This window comes from Halomonas alkaliantarctica, assembly GCF_029854215.1.
GTDB classification, from domain to species: domain Bacteria; phylum Pseudomonadota; class Gammaproteobacteria; order Pseudomonadales; family Halomonadaceae; genus Vreelandella; species Vreelandella alkaliantarctica_A.
In genome coordinates this window covers 857,908-879,030 of record NZ_CP122961.1, presented here as the reverse complement: position 1 = coordinate 879,030, position 21,123 = coordinate 857,908, and the positions used below count along the sequence as shown (strand labels likewise).

Annotated in this window: 22 protein-coding genes; 10 read left to right on the top strand and 12 right to left on the bottom strand. The window is 55.0% G+C overall.

Going from position 1 to position 21,123, the window contains the following annotated elements:
- Window positions 1-42: 42 nt before the first annotated feature.
- The 4 genes from QEN58_RS04010 to QEN58_RS03995 are packed head-to-tail and all read right to left on the bottom strand — an operon-like array spanning window position 43 to window position 4,311.
- Window positions 43-558 carry a GDYXXLXY domain-containing protein gene (locus QEN58_RS04010; RefSeq protein WP_280105871.1) on the bottom strand — a complete coding sequence of 172 codons (516 nt, stop codon included), beginning with the start codon at window positions 556-558 and terminating at the stop codon, window positions 43-45.
- Entirely contained in the window at window positions 548-1,630 is a 1,083-nt protein-coding gene (locus QEN58_RS04005; protein ID WP_280105870.1) for a DUF4401 domain-containing protein, read from the bottom strand. Before QEN58_RS04005 ends, QEN58_RS04010 begins: the two co-directional genes overlap by 11 nt.
- Complete coding sequence (locus tag QEN58_RS04000; RefSeq protein WP_280105869.1) at window positions 1,627-2,598, bottom strand: DUF2157 domain-containing protein; 972 nt, start codon at window positions 2,596-2,598, stop codon at window positions 1,627-1,629. Before QEN58_RS04000 ends, QEN58_RS04005 begins: the two co-directional genes overlap by 4 nt.
- Before the next feature lie 57 nt (window positions 2,599-2,655).
- A complete protein-coding gene (locus QEN58_RS03995) occupies window positions 2,656-4,311 on the bottom strand; it encodes an FMN-binding glutamate synthase family protein (RefSeq protein ID WP_280105868.1) in 1,656 nt (551 codons plus the stop codon).
- Between the two features lie 175 nt (window positions 4,312-4,486).
- Here QEN58_RS03995 and msrP point away from each other — a divergent pair, with 175 nt between their 5' ends.
- The 3 genes from msrP (at window position 4,487) to QEN58_RS03980 (ending at window position 8,017) form a co-directional block, all read left to right on the top strand.
- Window positions 4,487-5,503, top strand: coding sequence for a protein-methionine-sulfoxide reductase catalytic subunit MsrP (msrP, locus tag QEN58_RS03990; RefSeq protein WP_280105867.1), 1,017 nt, complete (start codon window positions 4,487-4,489; stop codon window positions 5,501-5,503).
- Complete coding sequence (gene msrQ / locus QEN58_RS03985) at window positions 5,503-6,120, top strand: protein-methionine-sulfoxide reductase heme-binding subunit MsrQ (protein WP_280105866.1); 618 nt, start codon at window positions 5,503-5,505, stop codon at window positions 6,118-6,120. Before msrP ends, msrQ begins: the two co-directional genes overlap by 1 nt.
- A gap of 151 nt (window positions 6,121-6,271) precedes the next feature.
- Window positions 6,272-8,017 (top strand): S8/S53 family peptidase, encoded by a 1,746-nt coding sequence (locus tag QEN58_RS03980; protein WP_280105865.1) that lies wholly within the window; start codon window positions 6,272-6,274, stop codon window positions 8,015-8,017.
- Window positions 8,018-8,092: 75 nt separating this feature from the next.
- Here QEN58_RS03980 and QEN58_RS03975 read toward each other — a convergent pair whose 3' ends face one another.
- Window positions 8,093-8,671, bottom strand: a complete 579-nt coding sequence (locus QEN58_RS03975) for an NAD(P)H-dependent oxidoreductase (RefSeq protein ID WP_280105864.1) — start codon at window positions 8,669-8,671, stop codon at window positions 8,093-8,095.
- Window positions 8,672-8,867: 196 nt separating this feature from the next.
- Here QEN58_RS03975 and QEN58_RS03970 point away from each other — a divergent pair, with 196 nt between their 5' ends.
- Complete coding sequence (locus QEN58_RS03970; protein ID WP_280105863.1) at window positions 8,868-9,770, top strand: LysR substrate-binding domain-containing protein; 903 nt, start codon at window positions 8,868-8,870, stop codon at window positions 9,768-9,770.
- A gap of 9 nt (window positions 9,771-9,779) precedes the next feature.
- Here QEN58_RS03970 and QEN58_RS03965 read toward each other — a convergent pair whose 3' ends face one another.
- Complete coding sequence (locus QEN58_RS03965) at window positions 9,780-10,403, bottom strand: LysE family translocator (RefSeq protein WP_280105862.1); 624 nt, start codon at window positions 10,401-10,403, stop codon at window positions 9,780-9,782.
- Window positions 10,404-10,521: 118 nt separating this feature from the next.
- Here QEN58_RS03965 and QEN58_RS03960 point away from each other — a divergent pair, with 118 nt between their 5' ends.
- Window positions 10,522-10,704 carry a hypothetical protein gene (locus QEN58_RS03960; RefSeq protein WP_280105861.1) on the top strand — a complete coding sequence of 61 codons (183 nt, stop codon included), beginning with the start codon at window positions 10,522-10,524 and terminating at the stop codon, window positions 10,702-10,704.
- Between the two features lie 66 nt (window positions 10,705-10,770).
- Here QEN58_RS03960 and QEN58_RS03955 read toward each other — a convergent pair whose 3' ends face one another.
- On the bottom strand, window positions 10,771-11,430 hold the full coding sequence (locus QEN58_RS03955; RefSeq protein ID WP_280105860.1) for an NADPH-dependent F420 reductase: 660 nt from the start codon (window positions 11,428-11,430) through the stop codon (window positions 10,771-10,773).
- A 100-nt stretch (window positions 11,431-11,530) separates the two neighbouring features.
- Between QEN58_RS03955 and QEN58_RS03950 the strand changes: the two genes are divergently transcribed.
- Window positions 11,531-12,424 carry a LysR family transcriptional regulator gene (locus QEN58_RS03950; RefSeq protein ID WP_280105859.1) on the top strand — a complete coding sequence of 298 codons (894 nt, stop codon included), beginning with the start codon at window positions 11,531-11,533 and terminating at the stop codon, window positions 12,422-12,424.
- Between the two features lie 9 nt (window positions 12,425-12,433).
- Here QEN58_RS03950 and QEN58_RS03945 read toward each other — a convergent pair whose 3' ends face one another.
- The gene (locus tag QEN58_RS03945) at window positions 12,434-13,288 is read right to left on the bottom strand and encodes a helix-turn-helix transcriptional regulator (RefSeq protein WP_280105858.1); all 855 of its coding nucleotides are present in this window, start codon (window positions 13,286-13,288) and stop codon (window positions 12,434-12,436) included.
- 144 nt (window positions 13,289-13,432) lie between these two features.
- Between QEN58_RS03945 and QEN58_RS03940 the strand changes: the two genes are divergently transcribed.
- Complete coding sequence (locus tag QEN58_RS03940) at window positions 13,433-14,623, top strand: MFS transporter (protein WP_280105857.1); 1,191 nt, start codon at window positions 13,433-13,435, stop codon at window positions 14,621-14,623.
- 32 nt (window positions 14,624-14,655) lie between these two features.
- Here the strand turns inward: QEN58_RS03940 and QEN58_RS03935 are convergent, their stop codons facing one another.
- The 3 genes from QEN58_RS03935 to QEN58_RS03925 all read right to left on the bottom strand — a co-directional run bounded on the left by QEN58_RS03935 (window position 14,656) and on the right by QEN58_RS03925 (window position 16,613).
- Entirely contained in the window at window positions 14,656-15,393 is a 738-nt protein-coding gene (locus tag QEN58_RS03935) for a YoaK family protein (RefSeq protein WP_280105856.1), read from the bottom strand.
- 110 nt (window positions 15,394-15,503) lie between these two features.
- Window positions 15,504-15,965 carry an FAD-dependent oxidoreductase gene (locus QEN58_RS03930; protein ID WP_280105855.1) on the bottom strand — a complete coding sequence of 154 codons (462 nt, stop codon included), beginning with the start codon at window positions 15,963-15,965 and terminating at the stop codon, window positions 15,504-15,506.
- Window positions 15,966-16,163: 198 nt separating this feature from the next.
- A complete protein-coding gene (locus QEN58_RS03925) occupies window positions 16,164-16,613 on the bottom strand; it encodes an Rrf2 family transcriptional regulator (protein WP_280105854.1) in 450 nt (149 codons plus the stop codon).
- 280 nt (window positions 16,614-16,893) lie between these two features.
- On the opposite strand from QEN58_RS03925, the gene QEN58_RS03920 reads away from it, so the two are divergent.
- From QEN58_RS03920 to QEN58_RS03910, 3 genes are read left to right on the top strand one after another with little or no spacing between them, the layout of a single operon-like run.
- Complete coding sequence (locus tag QEN58_RS03920; protein WP_230804691.1) at window positions 16,894-17,112, top strand: DUF1656 domain-containing protein; 219 nt, start codon at window positions 16,894-16,896, stop codon at window positions 17,110-17,112.
- Between the two features lie 24 nt (window positions 17,113-17,136).
- The gene (locus tag QEN58_RS03915; protein ID WP_280105853.1) at window positions 17,137-18,021 is read left to right on the top strand and encodes an HlyD family secretion protein; all 885 of its coding nucleotides are present in this window, start codon (window positions 17,137-17,139) and stop codon (window positions 18,019-18,021) included.
- Between the two features lie 3 nt (window positions 18,022-18,024).
- The gene (locus tag QEN58_RS03910) at window positions 18,025-20,100 is read left to right on the top strand and encodes an FUSC family protein (RefSeq protein WP_280105852.1); all 2,076 of its coding nucleotides are present in this window, start codon (window positions 18,025-18,027) and stop codon (window positions 20,098-20,100) included.
- A 78-nt stretch (window positions 20,101-20,178) separates the two neighbouring features.
- Here the strand turns inward: QEN58_RS03910 and QEN58_RS03905 are convergent, their stop codons facing one another.
- On the bottom strand, window positions 20,179-21,111 hold the full coding sequence (locus tag QEN58_RS03905; RefSeq protein WP_280105851.1) for an AraC family transcriptional regulator: 933 nt from the start codon (window positions 21,109-21,111) through the stop codon (window positions 20,179-20,181).
- Window positions 21,112-21,123: the final 12 nt, after the last annotated feature.

Below are 21,123 nucleotides of genomic sequence, written 5' to 3'. Positions count from 1 at the left end.
CAGTCGGGAGCACCCACCGCTACTTGATCAGCCCATAACCTGCTACGGGCTAAGATCTTTAAGGGTTTCATCGTGCAGGGACACCAGTAAGGGCTCTCCTTGTGAGTTAATGCGGAATTGACCATACAACGCTGACTCATAACGCTCGCCGTGGCCTTCCTGAAAGAAGAACGCATCGGTGGCGAAGCGTACCTGAGCATTGCGCAGGCGATAGCGTAGCCGCCTCTCTTCATCACCAAGGGCAGTGCCATTATCTAGCCGCTGAAAGTGGGCGATATGTTGATCATCCAGGCGCACCACCACATATCCGTTGCTTGCTTGCTGAACTTCATCCTGCTGAAAAAGCGCGCTTTGAATTTGGTTACTTAGCGCAAAGTTTAGCGCCATATAGTCGCCCTGCATCAATGAGCGTGGATCGACCGGCGCCAGCTCCAAGTAGACAATTTCTCCCTCGGCTAGGTGACGCTCTTTCTGCCAAATTGCCCAGTTCACCACCGCCAGCACAACGAATGTAGCTAACACGATGATCCAGCGGTTTCGCTTGCGGTCATTCTTCATCGGCAACGCCTTTTGTTGTTGGCTTGAGCGATGCAAGCCACTTCCTCAACGCCCAGCGTAGCGCCAGCAGTACGCCACCTAAGATCAGCAGCGTTAGCGCCTTTGTTAATAGCGTCGCATCCAGCCAGTAGTAATAGCTGCCAACCCCCATCAATAGCGAAAACACCCCAAGCCCCATCACTAGCCGATGACTCATTGCGAAACCTAACAGTAAGACCATCAAGCCCTGGCCTACTCCCGGCGCATAAAATGAGATCAGCAGCAGCCCGATAGGACTTAGATATAAACCCCAATGGATTTTAGGATGAGGAAGGGTATAGAAGAGCAGCAGCACTAGAGAGAGCGCGACTAACACGGCATTTAGCCAAGGCCCTGACCATGCAAAAACGTTAGTGTTCTGTGCGTCAAACCAGAAGGCGAACGACTGGCCGATATGCGCAACCCCTTGCATCACCAGCAGACCTATCAGTAAGCCATAGCTCCATGCGTGTACGTCTCGAATACGCCCAGGCCAGCGAAATTCGTTTAACCAGAGCATCGTTAGCGCCAGCATCACTATCCCACTCACCACTGGCGCCATAGCGTTCACTGCCAACGCCATATAGAGCGCCAAGCTGGCGGAAAACGCTGAAAACGTACGGTGAACCAGGCTCGGCATTACCACCGCCAGTACGCTCTGCAAGGCCAGCAGCGACCACCCTAGCAGTGACCAAAATGGATACGCAGATTCACTCCAAAAGGCTACCGCTGCCCAAGCAATGAGCAGCTGCCCGGCTAAGCTAACCGCCAGCGCCAAGTGTTCGAGCACATCACTGCGAGCTTTGCGAAATAGCCCATAAGCCGCGCCAATCATCACTAGCCCCGAGCCCAACGACGCCGCGGGACTCTCCGCCACAAATACTACGCCCATGGCAATAAAGCCGAGCAAAAATAGCGCCGCCAACCAGCCGGAAAATGCCTGCAGCGCGCGCACAAACCAGGGCGTTTGCAACTGCGCAGGGGTGATAGGTTCGTTTAACGTAATGCCCGCTTGAGTCAGCCTGGCTTTAAAGTCATTAACGTTGTTCGTCACTGGGCAAGCTCCCGATGTAGCCGCTTTAGCCATACCACTGCCCCGGCGCCCATCGCCAGCACCGCGATAGAGATCAGCATCAGGCTTCCCTCCTGCCAATCGCCCTCCCACAGCAAAACTCTGGCAAGTAGCAGCGTGGTCACCGTTATCGATGAGACACAGCCGCCCGCGATCATAAACAGGTCAGGCCACCAGTAGCGATAAACGCCATACAGCGCCGCCAACCAGAATAGATAAACCGCCAGCACTGGCGACCCTACGAGGCCTACATCAACTAGCAACGTCATCATTAACAGCGTCACCGGCACCCCGCTGCCCACCGCCAGCAAGCGCACCGCCCACTGCCGAGGCCAGCCCCAGTAACGGGCACCCCATTCCCAGGTTGCCAATGCCAGGGTGTTGAGTAAAAACAGCCCCCACAGCGCAGCGTCGCTACTGGTCAACACACCAAATGGCCCGCCCCAGGTATGAAAATAGAGCCCAATAGCCAGATTCAGTAACCCCAACCACAATACCCAAAGCAGCTCAAAACGCGCCACCCAGACCCAGGGGAGCGTCATTACCGCCCAGCTAAAAAACAGCTGCCAAGGGTCGGCACCCGTCTGGTATACCTGCCCGAACAGCGCCAACAGCACGCCCACCAATAAAGTGGCCGACGTTAGCGCCACACGCTGCACCATCTGGCTGGTCATGGGCCAAATGGCGACACCTACCGCCAGCATCATCGCTGCTTGCATCACGACAAAGCGCAGCCAACGACTCATTTCGGCCCAGTTGTAGGCAATGAAAAACAGCACCGCGAAGGCCAGCGCCAGCCCACCTAGCCACAGCAGCAGGCGATCAATAAACAGGGCCCAAGCGCGAGGCGAAGGGCGCAATCCAGAAGATTGCACTGCACGCGTCACCTGTTCAGGCGGTATCGCGCCCTGCTCTATCAGTGATATCAGTTCACGGCGAGTAGATGCCATAGGGTTCCTTGCTTAACGGCAAAATGGAAACAAAGTCATCGATGCCAAGCGCCACAGTCACTCCAACTTAGTAAAGCGCAGTCGAGCAACCTGTGCAGGCGGCAGGAAGGAGTCGGCTCGGGCATTTTCCCAATAGTGCTTAAATACCGTGTGCTCGCATTTTGCATTGAGCAGCTCATTGGGCTTCAAAAAAGCAAATATCTGATCATAGGACTGAATTTCGCTTTCCGAGACACGCCGGACAATGTGCTCGGGGCCCAACTCACTCGGGTGGCTAAGCCCTGCGGCCCCCAGCATTTCCGCCAGTGCTTTTAACGTATTGCGATGAAAGTGGTAGACCCGCGCGGTTTTATCGGCAACATCCAAATGACGGCTGCGGTTGGGGTCTTGTGTCGCTACGCCGCTGGGGCACTTGTCGGAGTGGCAGTTAAGCGCCTGAATACACCCCAATGAAAACATAAAGCCCCTGGCCGAATTGCACCAGTCGGCCCCTAGCGCCATGGTTCGGGCAATGTGAAAGCCGGACATGATCTTGCCCGCCGCACCAATACGAATTTCCTCGCGCAACCCAGCCCCCACCAGGGTGTTATGAACCAGCGTAACGGCTTCTGTTAAAGGCACCCCCATACGATTGATAAACTCCAGTGGCGCCGCGCCGGTTCCTCCTTCACCACCGTCTACCACTATAAAATCAGGTCGCTCGCCAGTTTCCAGCATCGCCTTAACGATCGCAAACCACTCCCAAGGGTGACCAATCGCCAGCTTGAAGCCAACCGGTTTACCACCAGAAAGCGAGCGTAGGCGAGCAATAAAGGCCATCAACTCCAGCGGCGTCGAGAAAGCCGAATGGGCGGCAGGAGAAATAACATCCTGCCCCATGGGCACTTCTCGCGCTTCGGCAATTTCGGCCGTTACCTTAGCGGCAGGCAATATACCACCATGGCCCGGCTTAGCGCCCTGGGAAAGCTTAATCTCGATCATCTTTACCTGATCGTCACTGGCGTTGGCAGCAAAGCGCTCTTCATTAAATGAGCCATCATCGTTACGGCAGCCAAAGTAACCGGAACCTATTTCCCAGACCAAATCCCCCCCGTGCCTGCGATGGTAACGGGAGATCGATCCCTCCCCGGTGTCGTGATAAAAAGCGCCCTTACACGCGCCCGCATTGAGAGCCTCAATGGCATTACCCGAAAGCGAACCGAAACTCATGGCCGAAATATTCAACACGCTGGCCAGGTAGGGTTGTTTACAGCGGCTACCGCCCACGCGAACACGAAAATCACTGTTTTCAATCGCGCAAGGGAGCAGTGAGTGGTTGATCCATTCATGCCCCGGCTGATACATATCCAGCAGGGAGCCAAAGGGCTTTTTATCGCTCTCATTTTTAGCACGCTGGTACACCACGGCGCGCTGCTCGCGGGAAAAGGGGCGTTCGTCAAGATCCGACTGGATGAAGTACTGGCGTATTTCCGGCCCGATTGACTCTAGAACATAGCGAAAGTGGGCCAGCACTGGGTAGTTACGGCTCACCGTTCGCCGTGTTTGGCTTAGGTCATAAAGCCCCAGCCCAGCGAGCATGCCAAAGACCGCCACGCCCCACAGCCATGTTAATGAGAAAAATACCCCCACCAGCGAAATCAACAGCAGAACCACGCAGGCAACAAAGACGGCATTACGTAGAGGAATACGGGTTAACCCCCGGGCTTCGATCATCTAAAAACGAACTCCTAATCAACAGTTCATCAAAGGGGCGACCAAGCTACCCCGACCAGTTCAATTTAAAACGTAAGGGTTTTGTGTAAGGTTTGGCGAACTTTCGACACCCATTAATATCGAATGCTGCATTCACCGCGTATGCTACCCATAAAGGCCATAGTGGAGACACCCAATGCTAATAAAGATTGCTAAACCGAGTGATTTACACGAATCCGATGTCACGCCGGAATCTATCTACCTATCAAGGCGGCGCTTTATGGGCGGTATGGCAGGCCTGGGCGCTGGTCTCGCGCTATCCGGCCACGTCCAAGCTAACGCCGACTACTCCGACGTGCCCGATGGCGATGCGCCAGCGTGGTTAAAGGAAAAAATCAGCGAAACCCAATGGCGAGCCGTCACCCCCAGCAACCCTGACAACGATAAAATTGCCCCCTTTGACGACGCCAGTGGCTACAACAACTTTTTCGAGTTCGGCACCGACAAGGGCGACCCTGCCCGCCATGCAGGCAGCCTGCAAACCGAACCCTGGAGCGTGGTGGTCGATGGCGAAGTCAATAACGGTGGCCGCTTTGCCCTGGAAGACTTCGCCAAGCCTTCGCAGTTCGAAGAGCGTATTTACCGTCTGCGTTGCGTTGAAGCATGGTCAATGGTGATCCCCTGGCTGGGTATTCCGCTGGCCGACATCATCAAACGTGCCGACCCCACCAGCAAAGCCAAATATGTCCGTTTTGAAACCCTGGTAGATCCAGAGCAAATGCGCGGGCAGCGCTCCTCGTTTTCGATCATTGATTGGCCCTACGTGGAAGGCCTGCGCCTGGACGAAGCCATGCACCCGCTCACGATACTCGCTATGGGCATGTATGGCCGGGAGTTGCCCAACCAAAACGGCGCTCCCCTACGGTTAGTCGTGCCCTGGAAGTACGGCTTTAAAAGCATCAAGTCGATTGTGCGTATCTCACTGACAGAAGAGCAGCCGGTTAACTCCTGGCAGCAGATCGCCGCTGATGAGTACGGCTTTTATGCCAACGTTAATCCAGAGGTTGACCACCCTCGCTGGAGCCAAGCCACCGAGCGGCGGCTGCCCAACAGCCTGTTCAGCCCCAACACCATCGACACCTTGATGTTTAACGGCTACGCCGATGAAGTCGCCGAACTCTATGCGGGTATGGATTTAAAGGAAAATTACTAATGGCCAGCCCACGTATATGGTTAGCATGGCGCGTGGGCGTGTTCCTGGCCGCGCTAGCGCCGCTGCTGTTCTGGAGTTGGCAGGTAGCCAATAACGCCGCCGGGCCCGAACCGGGGCGTTACCTGCTATTGAATATCGGCATCGGCGGACTGTGGTTGCTGCTGCTCACGCTCAGCCTTACCCCACTGACCAAGCTCACCCGCTGGAAAGGCTTTGCGCTGATCCGCCGCCAGCTGGGCCTCTGGACGCTCGCCTATGCCACCCTGCATATGCTCAGCTATGCGCTGTTTATTCTCGGGCTTAACTGGGCACTGCTGGGTAGCGAGATCGTCAAACGCCCGTATATTATCGTCGGTATGATCGCGCTGATCGGCCTTGCAGTGCTGGGGGCGACGTCTAACAAATGGTCGATGCGCCGCCTAGGCAAACGTTGGAAACCATTGCACAAATTTTCCTACGTCATTTTAGGTCTGGTACTGCTGCACTTCTTCTGGGTAGTGCGCGCCGATATGCAAGAGTGGGCCATGTATGCCGCTATTGCAGCGCTTATTATGGCAACCCGCCTTCCGCCAGTCGCCCGTACACTGCCTAAACTTCGTTATCGTTATAGCCGTTAAAACATACCTTAGCCCCCTTCGCACCGAACGGGTTCATGTTCTGTTCAGCTAATACGTTTATGCTATGTACGGTCAATTGGATACTGTGTGGGGTCGTAATATGCCAGAAACGTTTTTTGGCGCTGGTCGGTTGTGTTGGGGGCTGGCATTAATGTTAAGCGGATCTGTCGCGGTTGCGGAGCCCTCTGTAAACGATGAACCGCCTTTGCGCGTCGAACAACTGCAGCGCTGCGGCAATCTGCTTCAGATGGATACCCAAGAATTCTGCCTGTATGTCAGCGGGCTTGATAGCAACGACTTTCAGGTGAAGTTGAACGGTACGCCGCTTCCAGCAGAAGACCTCACCTACCATGATGATCGGGTGCGAGTACGTATCAATAAGGCTGACGCAGAAAGCGGACCATTGTGGTTTGAGCAGAATAACCAGTCCAGCAATCCGGTCTGGATCAGCCTCAAGGGCAGTCATGTGGTGGCGGCCACAGACCGGGAAGTGGCTAAGAACATGGATGACATCACCACCTACGTGGACCTAGTCAGCCTGATTATTGAAGAGAGCCACGACGGCGCTCAAGAAGCCCAGCGTTTAGCAGCGAAGTACGACGCTGAGGTAGTCGGCATGATTCCGCCACTCAATACCTATCAGTTGCGTTTGCCCGCCAAAAACCTAAATGAGCGCGATGCGTTAGTACTCAGGCTTGGCAACGAAGTCAGCGTGGATGCTGTAGTGATCGAAGAGTCGGGAGCAGAAGAGAGTATTGAGCGCGAAACAACGACGCCACCCGATGCGGAAGATGACCAGGAATGGGCAGCCAACCGCTTTCTGGATGCGGTTAATTATTATCAACGACGTCTATCCTCTCAGGGCCATGTCGAGGATATCGAGACACAGCCAATCCGCATTGGGGTCATCGAACGGGAAGTGGATTTCGACGCACCCGATTTTGCTGACTACCTGGGCGAATGCCGCGCCGATGCACATAGAACCTGCGTTTATGCCCGCGATGCCGCCAAACCTGACGGGCATGGTACGACGGTGACCGGCGTGTTTGCTGCAGCCTGGAATGAAGGGGGCAACAGCGGTTTTTTGCGTGGATTGGACGATGTAGGCCCGGGCTTCGACGTGATTGTGGATCGCAACTCGGATGCAGGCATTACGGCCAATATCGCCGCCTCGGTCAATCTGGTGGAAGACGGCGTACGCGTACTCAACTGGAGCTGGGGCATTCATCGCGTCGGCGCAATCGACATTAACGGGGAAGAGATCGACTCGTTGGTACGCTCCGGTATCGCCATGAGCGGTTATGAGGAACTGCTTGAAGAGTTCTTTCTGTGGCTACGCGAGGAGCACCCAGATGTGGTGGTCGTCAACTCAGCGGGCAACGCGTCTTCCTTTTCAGGCAGTGACGAGTATCGGCTCCCTTCCTCTTTCGTAACCGACCAGCTGTTCGTAGTGGGCGGGCATGAGCGCAGTGATGAAGACGTGCAGGTTGACGATCCCCGCTACGTGGTCAAACGTAACGCTTCCAATATCGATATGCGGGTGGATATCACCGCCGCTGCCTGTGTGCGAGGCTCTTCACTCGTAGAAGGTGAGCAAGGCGAGGCGCATTGCGGCACTTCCTACGCGACGCCATTGGTAGCAAGCCTGTTAGCCGCGATGATGTCGATTGAACCTGAGCTGACACCCGCGCAGCTCCGCATGCTACTGCGGCGTAGCGCCATGACCATTGGTGAAGAGTACGATTTCGAGCCGACAGACGCGGATGATTTGACCGCCCCGATATTACCTTCCGAGCGGGCCAATGAACTGAATCACCCGGATATCGGTCTTTCCGCCCGGCTGGACATGTACAAGGCGCTGGATCTGACGGTGCAAAGCTTGGATAGGGATCGCTAGGTCAGACAAACCAACCAAGCAAAGCCCACTTCGCGAGGTGGGCTTATCCGAATCAACTACGTTAAGCCAAACCCTTTAGCCAAGCACTTTGCGAAGATGGGCACGATAAGCCGCTTTATCACGATCGACATCCGGCATCTTCATCACATCGTTGGCGATAAAGGTCGGCAATGCCTCTAGGCCGATAAACTCCTGCGATTTGTGGAATGGGAAATAAACACCGTCCACACCACGCCCTTCAAAGAAATTGTCCGGCTCGTCGAAGGCTTCCAAAGGAGCATTCCAGGTCAGCGACAGCATGTAGCGGCGCCCTTGCAGCAAGCCGCCACTGCCATACTGTTTAGTGGGGTCTTGTCGCGAGCGGCCATCGCTGGCGTAGAGTGAACCGTGGCCTTCTGTGAACACCTCATCGATATAGCGCTTAACGATCCAGGGCGTTCCCATCCACCAACCCGGCATCTGGTAAACAATGGTGTCTGCCCATAGGTAGTTCTGCACTTCCGTCTCAAGAGTGTAGCCTTGATCAACCACCGTCTCGCGCACCTCATACTCCATTTCCTGCAACGTACTTACTGCCACGCCATGCAGGGTATTATTGAGCTCACCGCCAGAGTGGGCAAACGCCTTGCCACCGTTAATCAATAGAATCTTCATCTAACGCTTTCTCCCAAAGAGCTTGAACATCAAAGCTCAACGACTAGGCTTGATGTTGATGGTGCGTATTGTGGGAGTAATGGCGCGAAAAAAGAAGCAACATACCAGCAAGACTCTTTTGATTTAAAATCAACAATACCAAGCACTCAATAAGCACTATATAGAAGGCCAACAGCAGCGCTATGAAAAGCAATTTATGAAAAGCACTCTTGAAGAACAAAAAGCATTTGTGACAGTCGTGGATAGCGGCTCTATCACCGGTGCCGCTGAGCGGCTTGGCATGACCGTTTCCGGGGTTAGCCGTACGCTTAACCGTCTGGAGCAAAAACTTGGCGCCACGCTATTACGTCGCACAACGCGCCGCTTGGAACTTACCGAAGAGGGCGAAACGTTTCTTAACCACTGCCGCCATATTCTGGCTGCCGTTGAAGAAGCCGAAGAGGCAATGCTGGATCGTCACAACCAGCCCCAAGGCAGACTGCGAGTTAACGCCGCCCCCAGTTTTATGCAGTTCGTGATTGTGCCGGTGATTAGTGAATTCCGCTCTCGATACCCAGGTATCACACTGGAGCTCGATACCCACGACCGCTTTGTCGATCTACTGGAGCAGCGGGTAGATCTAGCTATCCGCATAGGCAAATTGGAAGATTCATCGCTACACGCCCGCCTCCTTGGCTATAGCCCGCTGCGCCTTCTGGCCAGCCGCGCCTACCTTGAACGCCACGGCACGCCCGGAAGCACCAGCGATCTTCAAGATCACAGCTTGCTAGGCTTCAGCCAGCTTGATCATCTCAACCGTTGGCCACTGTGCCGCGCCGATGGCCAACCTTTACATATCACCCCAACGCTGGCGGCTTCCAGCGGAAGTACGCTAATTGAGCTGGCCATTGCAGGAGAAGGCATCGTTTGCCTTGCCGACTTTATGACCATCACTCCCCGTTACAACGGCACACTGGTGGATGTATTACCCGACTGCATAGAAATACAGACCCAAGCTGTGAACGCCGTTTACTACCGCCAAACCACGCTTTCCCAGCGCACCCGGCTGTTTATGGAGTTTTTAGCTGAACAACTGCCGGGGCGGTATTTGCAAGGGTGAAGGGCGAGCTTACTCTACCCCATTGCGTGCCAATAGAGCTCCAGCACCAAGCATTAATCCACCGGTCACCCGATCCCACCATTGGCGAATATTTGGCTTGCGCAATGTGTCTGCGACTCGTTGCATTAGCCAGACAACACCCCACCACCAAAGAACACCAATAACCACATCGATTACACCGAGGATCAAAATCTGACGCACGACATCAGCGGTTGGATCCATGAATTGAGGTAACACGCTAAGAAAAAAGACAATAGCCTTGGGGTTGAGCACATTGGTCAGAAAACCACTCACGAAGGCTCGGCGATGGCCTGTGCAAGCGTCTTCGCATTGAAGTTCGTCTTGTACAATTTGATGTTGTTCGCTTTTACGCAGCACGCTAATACCTAGCCATATCAGATACGCCGCGCCTACCCAGCGTATCACTATAAAAAATTCTGCAGATTGCGCAGCGATGGCTGAAAGCCCCATAGCCGCCGTTAACATGTGCAAGCAAAGACCACTCTGGGCACCCAGAGCAGCGGTGAAACCTAGCTGTTTATGCTGCACGGCATAGCGGCTCACTAACAAAAAGTCTGGCCCGGGAATTAGATAGGCCAGTAGTACCACAGCGATAAACCCCACCAACTCCATACAACCCTCATATTTTTATCTAGCATGCGAGAGATTAAGCATGGTTTAGAAAATACAATGCTGCCATTAAATCTCTATGGCCATTCACTTCTTTAGATTTGCAGAAACGGAACTATAGATGGGGTTTCTGGCAGCTTTCAGTGTAAATCAGCCCAATAATCACCCATTAAAAATGGCTGGCGCCTCAGAATCGCTTCCCTTGACAAGCCACCCACTAATAGAGGGCGCGGGCGGCGGAGAAGGTGTTCTTAGCCGTCCCAAAGATATGCTGGTCAAGGTATTTATTGAACCACAAAACTAAGTCATGAACTTTTCATCTCCAATCTTTGGATTTCAATACAAAGCCAATTTGATCTTCATTTACCTTTTACAGACGCCATGATCCTTCCGGCATATCAATGTCAGGTTGAGCCTCATCAAGCGCCTGACGCAACCCTTCCCGATCAAACGGTATACAGTAAGCGGGTTTGGCGCGCTCAAAACGCCAGCTTTCCGCCAGCGACCCGGCATCGACTGCTTCGAAGCCGAACTGTCGCACCAATCTTGCGACTAGCTCCTTGGCCGCCTCGTCATCTCCCGCTATTGGTAGAGCGCGCCGGTTTCCCGAAGGCAGCGTCTGCCCGCCCTTCTCCAGATCGGTGGCCAGGATCGCGTTGAATGCCTTCACGAGATTTGAGCCTGTTAAATGCTGCGCCAGCAGTCCACTCGTCGTCGCCCGGCGCTCATCCAGTTCCGGGATAGCTCCATCCCGATCTGGATAGTAGTTATTGGCGTCCAACACGATTTTGTCGTGTAGCGACTCAACTGGAAGATTCGCGTATTGATGAAAGGGAATGGCGATCAGGATAATGTCGCCGAAGCCGATGGCCTCATGCACGGTACCGATCTGTGCGCCAATTTTCGGCGGGATGCTGCTGAGTGTCTGCGGCCCTCGCGAGTTACTGATCATAACGTCATGGCCTGCCGCAATAGCCTGGCGTGCAAACGCTCGTCCGATAAATCCCGCACCAATCACCCCGATCTGCATATCTTTCTCCCGACCGTTTTAAGATAACCTGTACTTTATTCTGCTACCAATGCGTGATAAATATCATTTGAGTGACTTAACTATCTTCTGGGAGTTGATAATGCTGGATCGGCTAACGAGCATGGCTATTTTTGTGCGGGCTGCCGATCTTGGCTCCTTCACGGCCGCCGCCGCAGAATTCGGCCTATCAACGCAGATGGTTTCCAAACACATTATGGCCCTGGAGCAGCAGCTTGGGTCGCGGCTATTGCACCGCACCACACGCAAACAGAGCCTGACCGAAATCGGATACCTCTATCACGAACGATGTCAGGCCATCCTCGCGGACGTCGAGGCGGCCGAAACGCTAACCAAGCAGGCACGGGCTGCCCCCCGGGGTCGCCTCAGAATCAACGCGCCCGTCACGTTTGGCAGTCAAAGACTGGTTCCACTGGTTACCCGCTACCTTCGCGAGTACCCAGAGGTGGAGGTCGATCTCACATTGTCGGACCGCTTGGTCGACCCTATCGAGGAAGGTTACGAAGCTGTCATTCGCCTTGGGCCAATCAACGACAGCACCACACTGGTGGCACGTCCGCTTGCCCCCTATCAGCTCATCGCCTGTGCCTCACCGGCCTATTTATCTGAACACGGTGAGCCTGAGACACCTGCGGACCTGGTCAAGCATGAGTGCCTGGGCTTCGCCTATTGGTTCGGCACTTTGGGCAGAAAGTGGCGCTTCAGTCGCGACAACTGCAATTTCGATGCTTCCGTGAACGGGCGGCTACAAATCAATGACTGGAAGGGGCTGCTTCGCGCAGCACTGGAGGGGTTCGGCATTACATTGGGCTACGAATCCGCACTGACTGAGGAGCTATCTGCCGGGCGGCTGGTGCGCATATTGCCAGACTATGAGGGGCCATCAAGACCCATGCACTTGCTCTACGCAGCCGATCAACGCATGACGCCGAAGCTACGCCATTTCATAGACGACGTTGTGGCCACGTTCGCTTAACTTCCACCGTTACCTCGCGCCTTTGTCGTCACTCACCCAGCGGGTAAAAGCAGCGACCTGAGGATCCGCCTCCTTTACGGCATAATAAACCAACCGTAAGTGGCGCTCTTCATCAACGGTTAACGTCGTGTGCTCGAACGCTACCTCGCCCAATTCCTCAAGGTGAAGATGACGTACTCCCTGGCAAGGGGCGTTAACCTCCTGGGTTTTCCACAACTGGTTAAACTCCGGCGATACCTTGGTTAACTCTTCGACAAGCTCATCAATGGTGGGATCTTGCGCCGCTCGTGCAAAGTCGCGCCGAAAGCTTGATAGCATTTGGCTGACTTGCGCTTCCCAGGGTGATAACAGCTGACGCATACCTGGGTCGGTAAATAACAACCACAGCATATTGCGGCGCTCGGGTACATGGTAAGAAAAGTTGAACAGCTTATCAGCCGCCCCGTTCCACGCCAGCACATCCCAGCGCAAGTTCAGGATATACGCAGGTCGTGTAGGCAGGTCGTCCATCAACGTTTGAACCAGCGGCGGCACGCTGCACCAGGTTTTGCCTAGCTCTGAGGGTAAGCGCTGATGGGTAAGCAAGAATAGATGTCGGCGCTCAGCCGCATCCAGCTTCAGCGCTTGGGATAGGTTGTCCAGAAACGTGGCCGATACGCTGATATCGCGGCCCTGCTCCAACCAGGTATACCAAGTCAGCCCCACGCCTGCTAAAGCGGCGACTTCTTCACGCCTTAACCCCGGCGTACGCCTTCGGCGGCCACGCGGCAGCCCTACCTCTTCTGGGTCGATTTTCTCTCGGTGCATGCGTAGAAACGCAGCCAAGTCTGCCCGCGTTCGAGTCAGCGGCCGTGGAACGGTCATTTTATCACCTTGAATAACGTATCACTTTTAGTAATAGCATAAGCAGTTAAATTGTACCCCCTTTAAAGCCTCTCCAGAATAGCTCTCCGCTGGCCAAAACAGCGCTGGCGAATTCTCTTCTAATGCTTATGTCTGGAGTGCGTTATGGCTGACCAATCTCGTTTATCGGTATATCTCGTGGCACTAGGTGCGTTTGCACTTGGGATGGCCTCTTATGTCACTGCGGGGCTAATCCCTCTGATCGAAGGTACCTTTAGTGTCTCTTCGGCCACGGCTGCTCAGTTAGTAACGGCATTCACCTTAGCCTATGGCCTAGGTTCGCCTGTCGTCGTTGCTCTTCTGCCCGGAAAGCACCAGCGCATGGGCTTACTACTAGCGTTAGCTGTCTTTATTGTGGCCAATATCGCCAGCGCTCTGGCCACCAGTTTTATATCCCTCGCGATATGGCGAGCGGTCGCTGGCGTTGGTGCGGGGGTTTACCTTGCCATGGGAATTGCCGCCTCAGCCGCCATAACCGCGGAGACCCACCGCGGTAAAGCGATTGCGATTATTATGGGTGGCATGGCAAGCGGCACGGTACTGGGGGTGCCTATCAGCCTGTTGCTGGCGGAACGTTTCGGCTGGGAGTCCGCGATGTGGCTTATTTCAGCCCTTGGGTTAATCGCCTACGTGGGGCTCCAGGTAAAACTACCGGCGCTTCCATCCGCGCCAACGCTTTCACTTGTTCGCAAACTCGCTATTTTGCGAAGCCCTCATGCCATGGCCATACTGGCGGTTTCTTTATTGGGCGCCGTTGCCAGTTTGGGGATGTATACGTTTATCGCCCCGTTTATGGCGGCAACCGAGTCAGGCGCTGTTCAGTCGATTACCGGCTATTTGTGGGTATGGGGGATTGGGGGCGTCGTGGGCAGTTTTCTGATTGGGCCTCTGGTGGACAGGTTTATCGGCCCCGTGATAACTCTCGCAATCATGCTGCTACTTTTGATAGCACTTATCTCGTTGCCCTTGGCAGCGTCGATTCATCCTCTGCTGACGTTACTGCCTATTGCGCTTTGGGGCGCTGTGGGCTGGGCGCTTCAAGTGCCACAAAACAACGAGCTGGTTCGTACACGTCAAGCCCATGGCGACGGTCATTTGGCGATCGCACTCAATGAATCAGCGCTCTATCTAGGCAGTGCGATAGGCGCAGCATTAGGGGGCGTTTTGCTGGCCTTCAACCTTCCCGTGTCGACATTAGCAATCGGCGCGGGGGCCATGGCCGCAGCAGCGGCATTTGTGCAGTTGGCGCTAGTGGCTCACGCCCGGTATAACATGCCTTCAAACATGGCCGGGTGATGCAGCGGCCTATGCGGCCCGCGTATTGGCTGCTATGAACTTCTGGCCTCCACCCACTTACTTGCGGTACGCACTGTTATAACAATCGCGCTCAAGGGAACAACAATTAAAATGCCCCCCAGCCCCAGCATCGCCTTGAAACCAAACCAATCAAACAGCGCTACACCGACGATACACCCAGTCAGAAATGAACAAATCGTCGTCAAATGAGTATAGAGCTGCTTTCGGCAAGAGCGGCGGTCGGTCGCCTCACCGCGTGCCACCAAGGATGATAAAAACGAGCCTAATGCGATACCAGCATCCGTCAGTGTGCCGGTCACGTGAGTCGATCTCACCCTTCCATTCGAGAGTTGCGTTGAAGTCGCGTTGTGTACTCCCATCAAGAAGCCAAGAGTGACCAACACTTCGGCGTTGAAGCGGGTCGAGTAAAACAGCAGTTCAAACATAGACACAGCAGTCAATGCCACGCCTTCCGCCAAGAGAATCAGGCAGAAGATTGTTCTGATCTTCTGACCGATGACCACGGCAACGCGTGCGACCATACTGCCTATCACGAATGCCAGCAGTAGGGCTGCCAGAAACAACAAACCACTGGTATCCGAGTGGGCCACTTCGGTCGACATTTGTGAGGCGTTACCACTCATATGAGAGGGAAGAAAACCGAAGGCGCTCAACGCCATGGCATTGAGAATACCAGCAGCCGTCGCTAGCACCAGTGCCAGGCAGCGGTCTTCGGTATGGGAGCGAGCTTTCTTCTTTTTGATCAGCAAGCACTTTCTCCTACAAGTCAGCAGTAGGCAGTACGACACTAATACTAAAGCATAGTTCTAATACCACTAATTGAGATCGGTCTAACGTATGATGCTCCTCGGCCTAGGCATTAAATACCAAACATCAGCGTTCTATGGGTAGAAAGCCCCGCCATGGCACCGTCGGCAACAGCAAACGTGACCGAGCCCGCAGCGCGAGCAATATCACCACAGGCGAATACCCCCTTAATTGAAGTAGCTTGCAGCACATCGGTTTTAACAATGCTGCCCATGGGAGATTCCTCAATCTCACAGCCCAACTGCGCTACCAGCGGGCCAAGGTGAATACGAGGAGCGACAAATAAGCCCATCAATGGAAACACCCGACCATCCTGCATTAGCAGCTCAATTCCACCCCCCGTTTGGGAGACTAGTCGTGCCGCGGTGCCATATTCGATATGGGTACCGCGCGCCTTAAGCTGAGCCAGTTGGTCGGCACTGGGTTCAAAGGCCTCGTTAAGAAACAGCGTGGTTTCGCCCCAGTCGGGCAGCATCAAGCCATGGTGCATCGCAAGTTCTGAGGTTGCCAACACGCCGATCCCCTCTTTGCCCAGCTCATAGCCGTGGCAGTACGGGCAGTGGAAAACACGTTTGCCCCACAGTTCAGCAAGCCCAGGGTGAAAAAAAACATATCATGTATCTTTTATTGACACATTAAAAGATACGCAGAGGTCAATGGCTATGTTGGGCATGCTAATTAACGTTATTCGGGTAGGTGGTGAAGCATTGTATTAAGGTGTCGGCAGTTGGTAGCCTTTGCGCGTCGCAATATCGTCAAACTGAGTGGCAAGCTCTGCCAGCGTTACCGCTCCCAAGCGGGCGATTAGTAGCGCTTCCGCTTCACGCATGGCATCAAAAAGCGCTGCATTCACTACCTGTTCTACCGCGCAGTCCGGGTTATCACGGTCGGTGCCAATGGCGAAAATGCGCGGCCCGCCCACGGCGTTGTGTATGTCCAACAGCGTTACGCTGTGCAAATCACAGGCGATGCGCCAGCCACCATTATGCCCCTTCTCAGACGTTACATAGCCCGCCTTACGAAGGCCCGCCATAGTCCGCCGCACCACAGCACCATTGGTGCCCAGCATGGCACCAATCTGTTCAGAAGTAATCGGTTGGGGTTCCCGCGCGATGTGCAGCAGCACATGCAGCATACGAGAGAGGCGGCTATCTGTTCTCACAGGCAACAGTCAACTATTCAGAGGGTAAACAAAGGAATCAGAGGATAAATAAAGGAAAACAACGAAATTGCACTTTAGCACACTCCCGAGCGGGGCTGGGAATGAACCCAACCAGGGCCACCGCACACGAATCTACACCTCGTTCGCCGTTATAAGGCAAACTATGCTATCGCTCTTTATACTGGTGGCTGACTCACTGGCAGGGGATAAATACCTGGCACGTCGCTAGCCTCGTTTGGCGCCTCCTCTTTTCGTTACTTCCAGGCCACTTAAGGATGTTATGGGTCTTCAAGAAATCGCTGTCGGTGGCATCTACTTAAGCCCTCTGTTGATCTACGCGTTGATCGGCTTTGTTGCTACTCTGACCATTCGCTCGCTACTGCACTGGGTGGTCGGCGAGTACGCGCTCTGGTACGAGGCGTGGTTCGACATTTCATTATTTGTCATCCTAACCGCTGCCACCACTTTCATTTTTACTGTTTTGCTTCAAAGCCCTTAAGACAGCCCCTTAAGAGAATCGCCGATGCGCCCTTCGCTCCGTATTTTGCTCACCCTTGTTATTGTCGCCATTGCCGTTGCCGCCGGTGCATGGTTATGGCGCTACTATCTCTATACCCCCTGGACGCGCGACGCTCGGGTTCATGCGGAAGTGGTGACGGTTGCCCCCGATGTCTCCGGCTGGGTACGCACGCTTGAAGTGGCGGATACTGATTATGTCGCCCAAGGCGACACGCTGTTTGCGATCGATAACACGCGTTACCAAGCAGCGGTGGACAGCGCCCAGGCCACGGTTGACCATCGTCAGGCAACCCTGGAGCTAAACCGCGCCGAGGAGAGTCGACGTAATCAGTTGAGCAACAATCGTGCAATTAGCGCAGAAAACCAGCAAATTGCCCAGATCAACTCGCGCATTGCCGCCGCCGATTTACAGCAGGCTCAGGCGGAACTGGCCAGCGCCCAGCTTGATTTAGCGCGCACCCAAATAACCGCGCCGGTAAGCGGCCATATTCTCAATGTCCATCTTACCGCTGGCACATACACTCATCGCGGCACGCCGGTGATGGCGCTGATCGCTGATAACTCTTTCTATGTCGTAGGCTACTTCGAAGAGACCAAAATGACGTCAATCGATGTGGGCGATCCAGTGGATGTGATTCTGATGAACGGCGACACTCATCTGGAGGGCCGGGTGGCGGGTATTGGTCGAGGTATTGCCGATAGCAACACAACCCTTAACCAGCAGCTGCTACCGCAAGTGGAGCCCACCTTTAGCTGGGTGCGCCTGGCGCAGCGTATTCCGGTGCGCATTTCATTAGCAGACGTTCCGGATGACACCCTGCTGAGCGTCGGCATGACAGCAACCGTGCGTGTCCGCCCTGCCGAAAACGCTGCCGAGCAGTCTGAGTAACCCATGTCGCCGTTTGTTAGCACCTACCTGACGCCCAACGCTACGGCAGTCAAGTTTGCGATCAAGACCACCCTGGCGATGATGCTCGCGCTCTATATCGCGCTTATGTTCGACTTGGAGCGCCCCTACTGGGCGCTGATCTCGGCGGCATTTCTTCAGATTCGCCCCATGAGTGGCATGGTCGTCGAGAAAGGCATCTGCCAACTTGGCGGCACCTTGATAGGTGCCGTGGCGGGTATCGCGATCATGGCACTCTTTGCGCAGGCCCGCGTACCTGCCCTTATCGTGCTTACCGCTTGGATTATGCTCTGCACTTACGTGGGCTCGCTGTGGCGTAATAACTACACCTACGGCTGTCTGATGGCCTCCGTAACGGCCATGCTGATTGTGGTCATCTCCAGCGGCAGCACGCCCGCCGGAATCTTCGATATCGCCGTGGCGCGCCTTACCGAACTGGGGCTGGGCGCCATATGTGCCATGCTGGTCAGCTCGCTGCTCTGGCCATCCCATGTGGGCGCCCATCTTGCCACTCAGGCCGACAACGTGATCAACGAAGCCTTCGAGCATGCCGCCCTGCGCTTAGAAGCCAGCGACGATATCCCGGCGATGCAGAAAGCGCTGCGCAGTAGCCTCGTGCCGTTAACCCTGCTGGAAACTGACAGCCAGGCCGCCCGCTTTGAAGGCCCGGTAGGCCCCGGCCGAGTTCGGGCAGCCCATGTACTCACCCGCCGAACTCTACGCTTTTTCGCCAATCTGCAAGCGCTGCACCAACTGATGCACGACCACGCGGACCGTCTAGCCCCCCAAAGTATCGAACTCGCGGGCGAGGTCGCAAAAGGCTTTCGCGATGCTGAACACGTCAAAGGGGTCGTTGAGGCCAGAAAAGCCCTTCAGTCGCTACGCCACCGGGTTCATGAAAGCGAGGAAGAGAGCCGCTTAGCCCCTCTTGATCGGCGTCTGCGATTGGGGCTACGTGAATCAATCGGCCATGCCATGATCATGCTCGATGCCCGGGAGGCGATTGCCTCGCCGGAGCGCCATAAACTGCGTTCGTCACCGCTGGCCTGGCACCGCGACCGCCTCGCCGCTGGCATTAACGCCATTCGCTCAGGGCTAGTTTTTTCGCTACTGGCGATTTTCTGGATTGTCACCGCCTGGCAGAGCGCCATGATCGCAATGATGCTGGGCACCCTGTTTTCCGCCTTTTTCGCCAGCCGCGATAATCCCCTTGCCATCACCATGATGTTTTATAAGGGCATGCTAGCGGCGATTCCCAGTGCTTTTCTATTCGGCCATGTGCTGCTCTCCCAGGCCAGTGGTTTTCCGATGCTAGCGATGCTGTTTGGCACGCCACTGTTTTTGGGTCTGCTAGGGGCCACCAACCCAGCCACCATGGGCTACTGCCTAGCTTTTACCATCTTCAATATTCTGTTGACCATGCCCGGTAACGGTATGGATTTCTCGTTCGACAGCTTTGCCAACCGAGTGGTGGCCGTGGTGATTGGACTAAGTTGCGTAGTAATGGGCTTTCGTTTACTGCCGGGGCTGGGCACCCGACTTCGGCGACGGCGTTTAATCAATGCGATCTCCAGCGATATTCATGCGCTAAGCCAGCGCTCGATTCGCGACGCCGAAACCCGTTTCAGCGGCCACATGGCGGATCGGTTACTTCAACTGGCCCAGCACGACGACATGCTGCCTGAGGATCAGCGCCACCTATTTATTCTGGGTTTGACCGGGCTGGATGTGGGCACCGCTACGCTACGCCTGCGTGATCGGCTCGATGACGCACCTCACCCGCGCATACGCGAGGCGCACCGCCATCTGCTAGGTACACTAGCTAGCGGGTTTGAAGAGAGCGCCAACGGGAGGCCCCCTCAAGGGATTCGTGAAGCAGGTAAACAGCTGGACGAAACGATTATGGCCTATGGCGATGTACCCGCCGACCGCCGCGTACTATTGGAGGGTTTGATTGAACGGCTCGAACTGGCCCTAGAGCGCCTGGCGCGCATCATGGCGAATCAGCCAACGCATCCCCCCTCGCCTCTCAAACGTCTATCCCCCGTCGATCAATCGTAGGCGCATACTGCGCCATCAACGCCATGACCCAATCGATAAAGATCATCGCGAGACTCCCTGAGTAACAAGCAGTATGGCTCAGGCACCTAGTCGTTGCGACGCTGCTGCGTGGCTGCTGGCAGCCTCGCTGGATTTTTGAAAGCGCAGCGCATCACGCTTTGGCGGCAACTGGAAAAGGCGACCGTATTCGCGAGTGAACTGAGAAACACTTTCGTACCCCACCTCGAAGGCAGCATGGCTCGCGGAACACCCTTCATCGAGCATCAGGCGGCGCGCTTCGATCAAGCGCAGTCGCTGCTGGTATTGCCCCGGCGTAAGCGACGTCATGTGTTTGAAATGCTTATGAAACGAGCTGAGGCTCATGCCTGCCTGTGTCGCCAGTTGCTCTACCGGCACGCGCGATGTGTACTCGGCTCTCAGAATAGCAATGGCGGCGGCAAGGCGGCTCGCGTAGCTATCCGGATCTGCAATATCCCGCAAAGCGTTGCCATGAGGGCCCGATAGCAACCAATAGTGCAACTCCTGCATGATACCCGGGCGTAGAAGTGGTAGAGAGTCGGGCCGATCCAGCAGTTTCATCAGTCGTGATACGCAGTCAATCACCTCCGCTTCGGTGTCTTCCGCAAATAGTGTCTGCATCTCGGATGGCCGTTGTGGCGGCGACGTCCCTAGGTGAGTGGCAAGCTCACGCATGATGATCATATCCAGTTCGACCGCGACCGCCAGATAGGGCTCGCTCGGTTTTGCTTGGACTATTCGCCCGACGACAGGCATATCTGCGCTCACAATCGCAGATTCCCCCGCCGATATCACTCTGTCCTGATGACCGACCATCATCCGCTTAGACCCTTGTAGCACTAAGCAAACCAGAGGCTTATATATCGATTGCAAGTCACCCGCGGGGATTTCTACGCACATCATACTAAGCCCCGGCACACGGGATAACACCAAGCCATCGCTATTAGCATGTAGCGTGGCATACGTCTGCACCGCTTGTATGAGTGGGTTCATCTACTTTCCTCC

What these genes read in the sequence shown, in the direction of transcription:
- QEN58_RS03960 (WP_280105861.1), top strand. Translation starts at nt 10,522, where the DNA reads ATGGGGTTTCTGGCAGCTTTCAGTGTAAATCAGCCCAATAATCACCCA.
- msrQ (WP_280105866.1), top strand. Translation starts at nt 5,503, where the DNA reads ATGGCCAGCCCACGTATATGGTTAGCATGGCGCGTGGGCGTGTTCCTG.
- QEN58_RS03940 (WP_280105857.1), top strand. Translation starts at nt 13,433, where the DNA reads ATGGCTGACCAATCTCGTTTATCGGTATATCTCGTGGCACTAGGTGCG.
- QEN58_RS04010 (WP_280105871.1), bottom strand. Translation starts at nt 558, where the DNA reads ATGAAGAATGACCGCAAGCGAAACCGCTGGATCATCGTGTTAGCTACA.
- QEN58_RS03975 (WP_280105864.1), bottom strand. Translation starts at nt 8,671, where the DNA reads ATGAAGATTCTATTGATTAACGGTGGCAAGGCGTTTGCCCACTCTGGC.
- QEN58_RS03945 (WP_280105858.1), bottom strand. Translation starts at nt 13,288, where the DNA reads ATGACCGTTCCACGGCCGCTGACTCGAACGCGGGCAGACTTGGCTGCG.
- QEN58_RS03915 (WP_280105853.1), top strand. Translation starts at nt 17,137, where the DNA reads ATGCGCCCTTCGCTCCGTATTTTGCTCACCCTTGTTATTGTCGCCATT.
- QEN58_RS03970 (WP_280105863.1), top strand. Translation starts at nt 8,868, where the DNA reads ATGAAAAGCACTCTTGAAGAACAAAAAGCATTTGTGACAGTCGTGGAT.
- QEN58_RS03955 (WP_280105860.1), bottom strand. Translation starts at nt 11,430, where the DNA reads ATGCAGATCGGGGTGATTGGTGCGGGATTTATCGGACGAGCGTTTGCA.
- QEN58_RS04000 (WP_280105869.1), bottom strand. Translation starts at nt 2,598, where the DNA reads ATGGCATCTACTCGCCGTGAACTGATATCACTGATAGAGCAGGGCGCG.
- QEN58_RS03980 (WP_280105865.1), top strand. Translation starts at nt 6,272, where the DNA reads ATGTTAAGCGGATCTGTCGCGGTTGCGGAGCCCTCTGTAAACGATGAA.
- QEN58_RS03910 (WP_280105852.1), top strand. Translation starts at nt 18,025, where the DNA reads ATGTCGCCGTTTGTTAGCACCTACCTGACGCCCAACGCTACGGCAGTC.
- QEN58_RS03905 (WP_280105851.1), bottom strand. Translation starts at nt 21,111, where the DNA reads ATGAACCCACTCATACAAGCGGTGCAGACGTATGCCACGCTACATGCT.
- QEN58_RS03950 (WP_280105859.1), top strand. Translation starts at nt 11,531, where the DNA reads ATGCTGGATCGGCTAACGAGCATGGCTATTTTTGTGCGGGCTGCCGAT.
- QEN58_RS03965 (WP_280105862.1), bottom strand. Translation starts at nt 10,403, where the DNA reads ATGGAGTTGGTGGGGTTTATCGCTGTGGTACTACTGGCCTATCTAATT.
- QEN58_RS03920 (WP_230804691.1), top strand. Translation starts at nt 16,894, where the DNA reads ATGGGTCTTCAAGAAATCGCTGTCGGTGGCATCTACTTAAGCCCTCTG.
- msrP (WP_280105867.1), top strand. Translation starts at nt 4,487, where the DNA reads ATGCTAATAAAGATTGCTAAACCGAGTGATTTACACGAATCCGATGTC.
- QEN58_RS03995 (WP_280105868.1), bottom strand. Translation starts at nt 4,311, where the DNA reads ATGATCGAAGCCCGGGGGTTAACCCGTATTCCTCTACGTAATGCCGTC.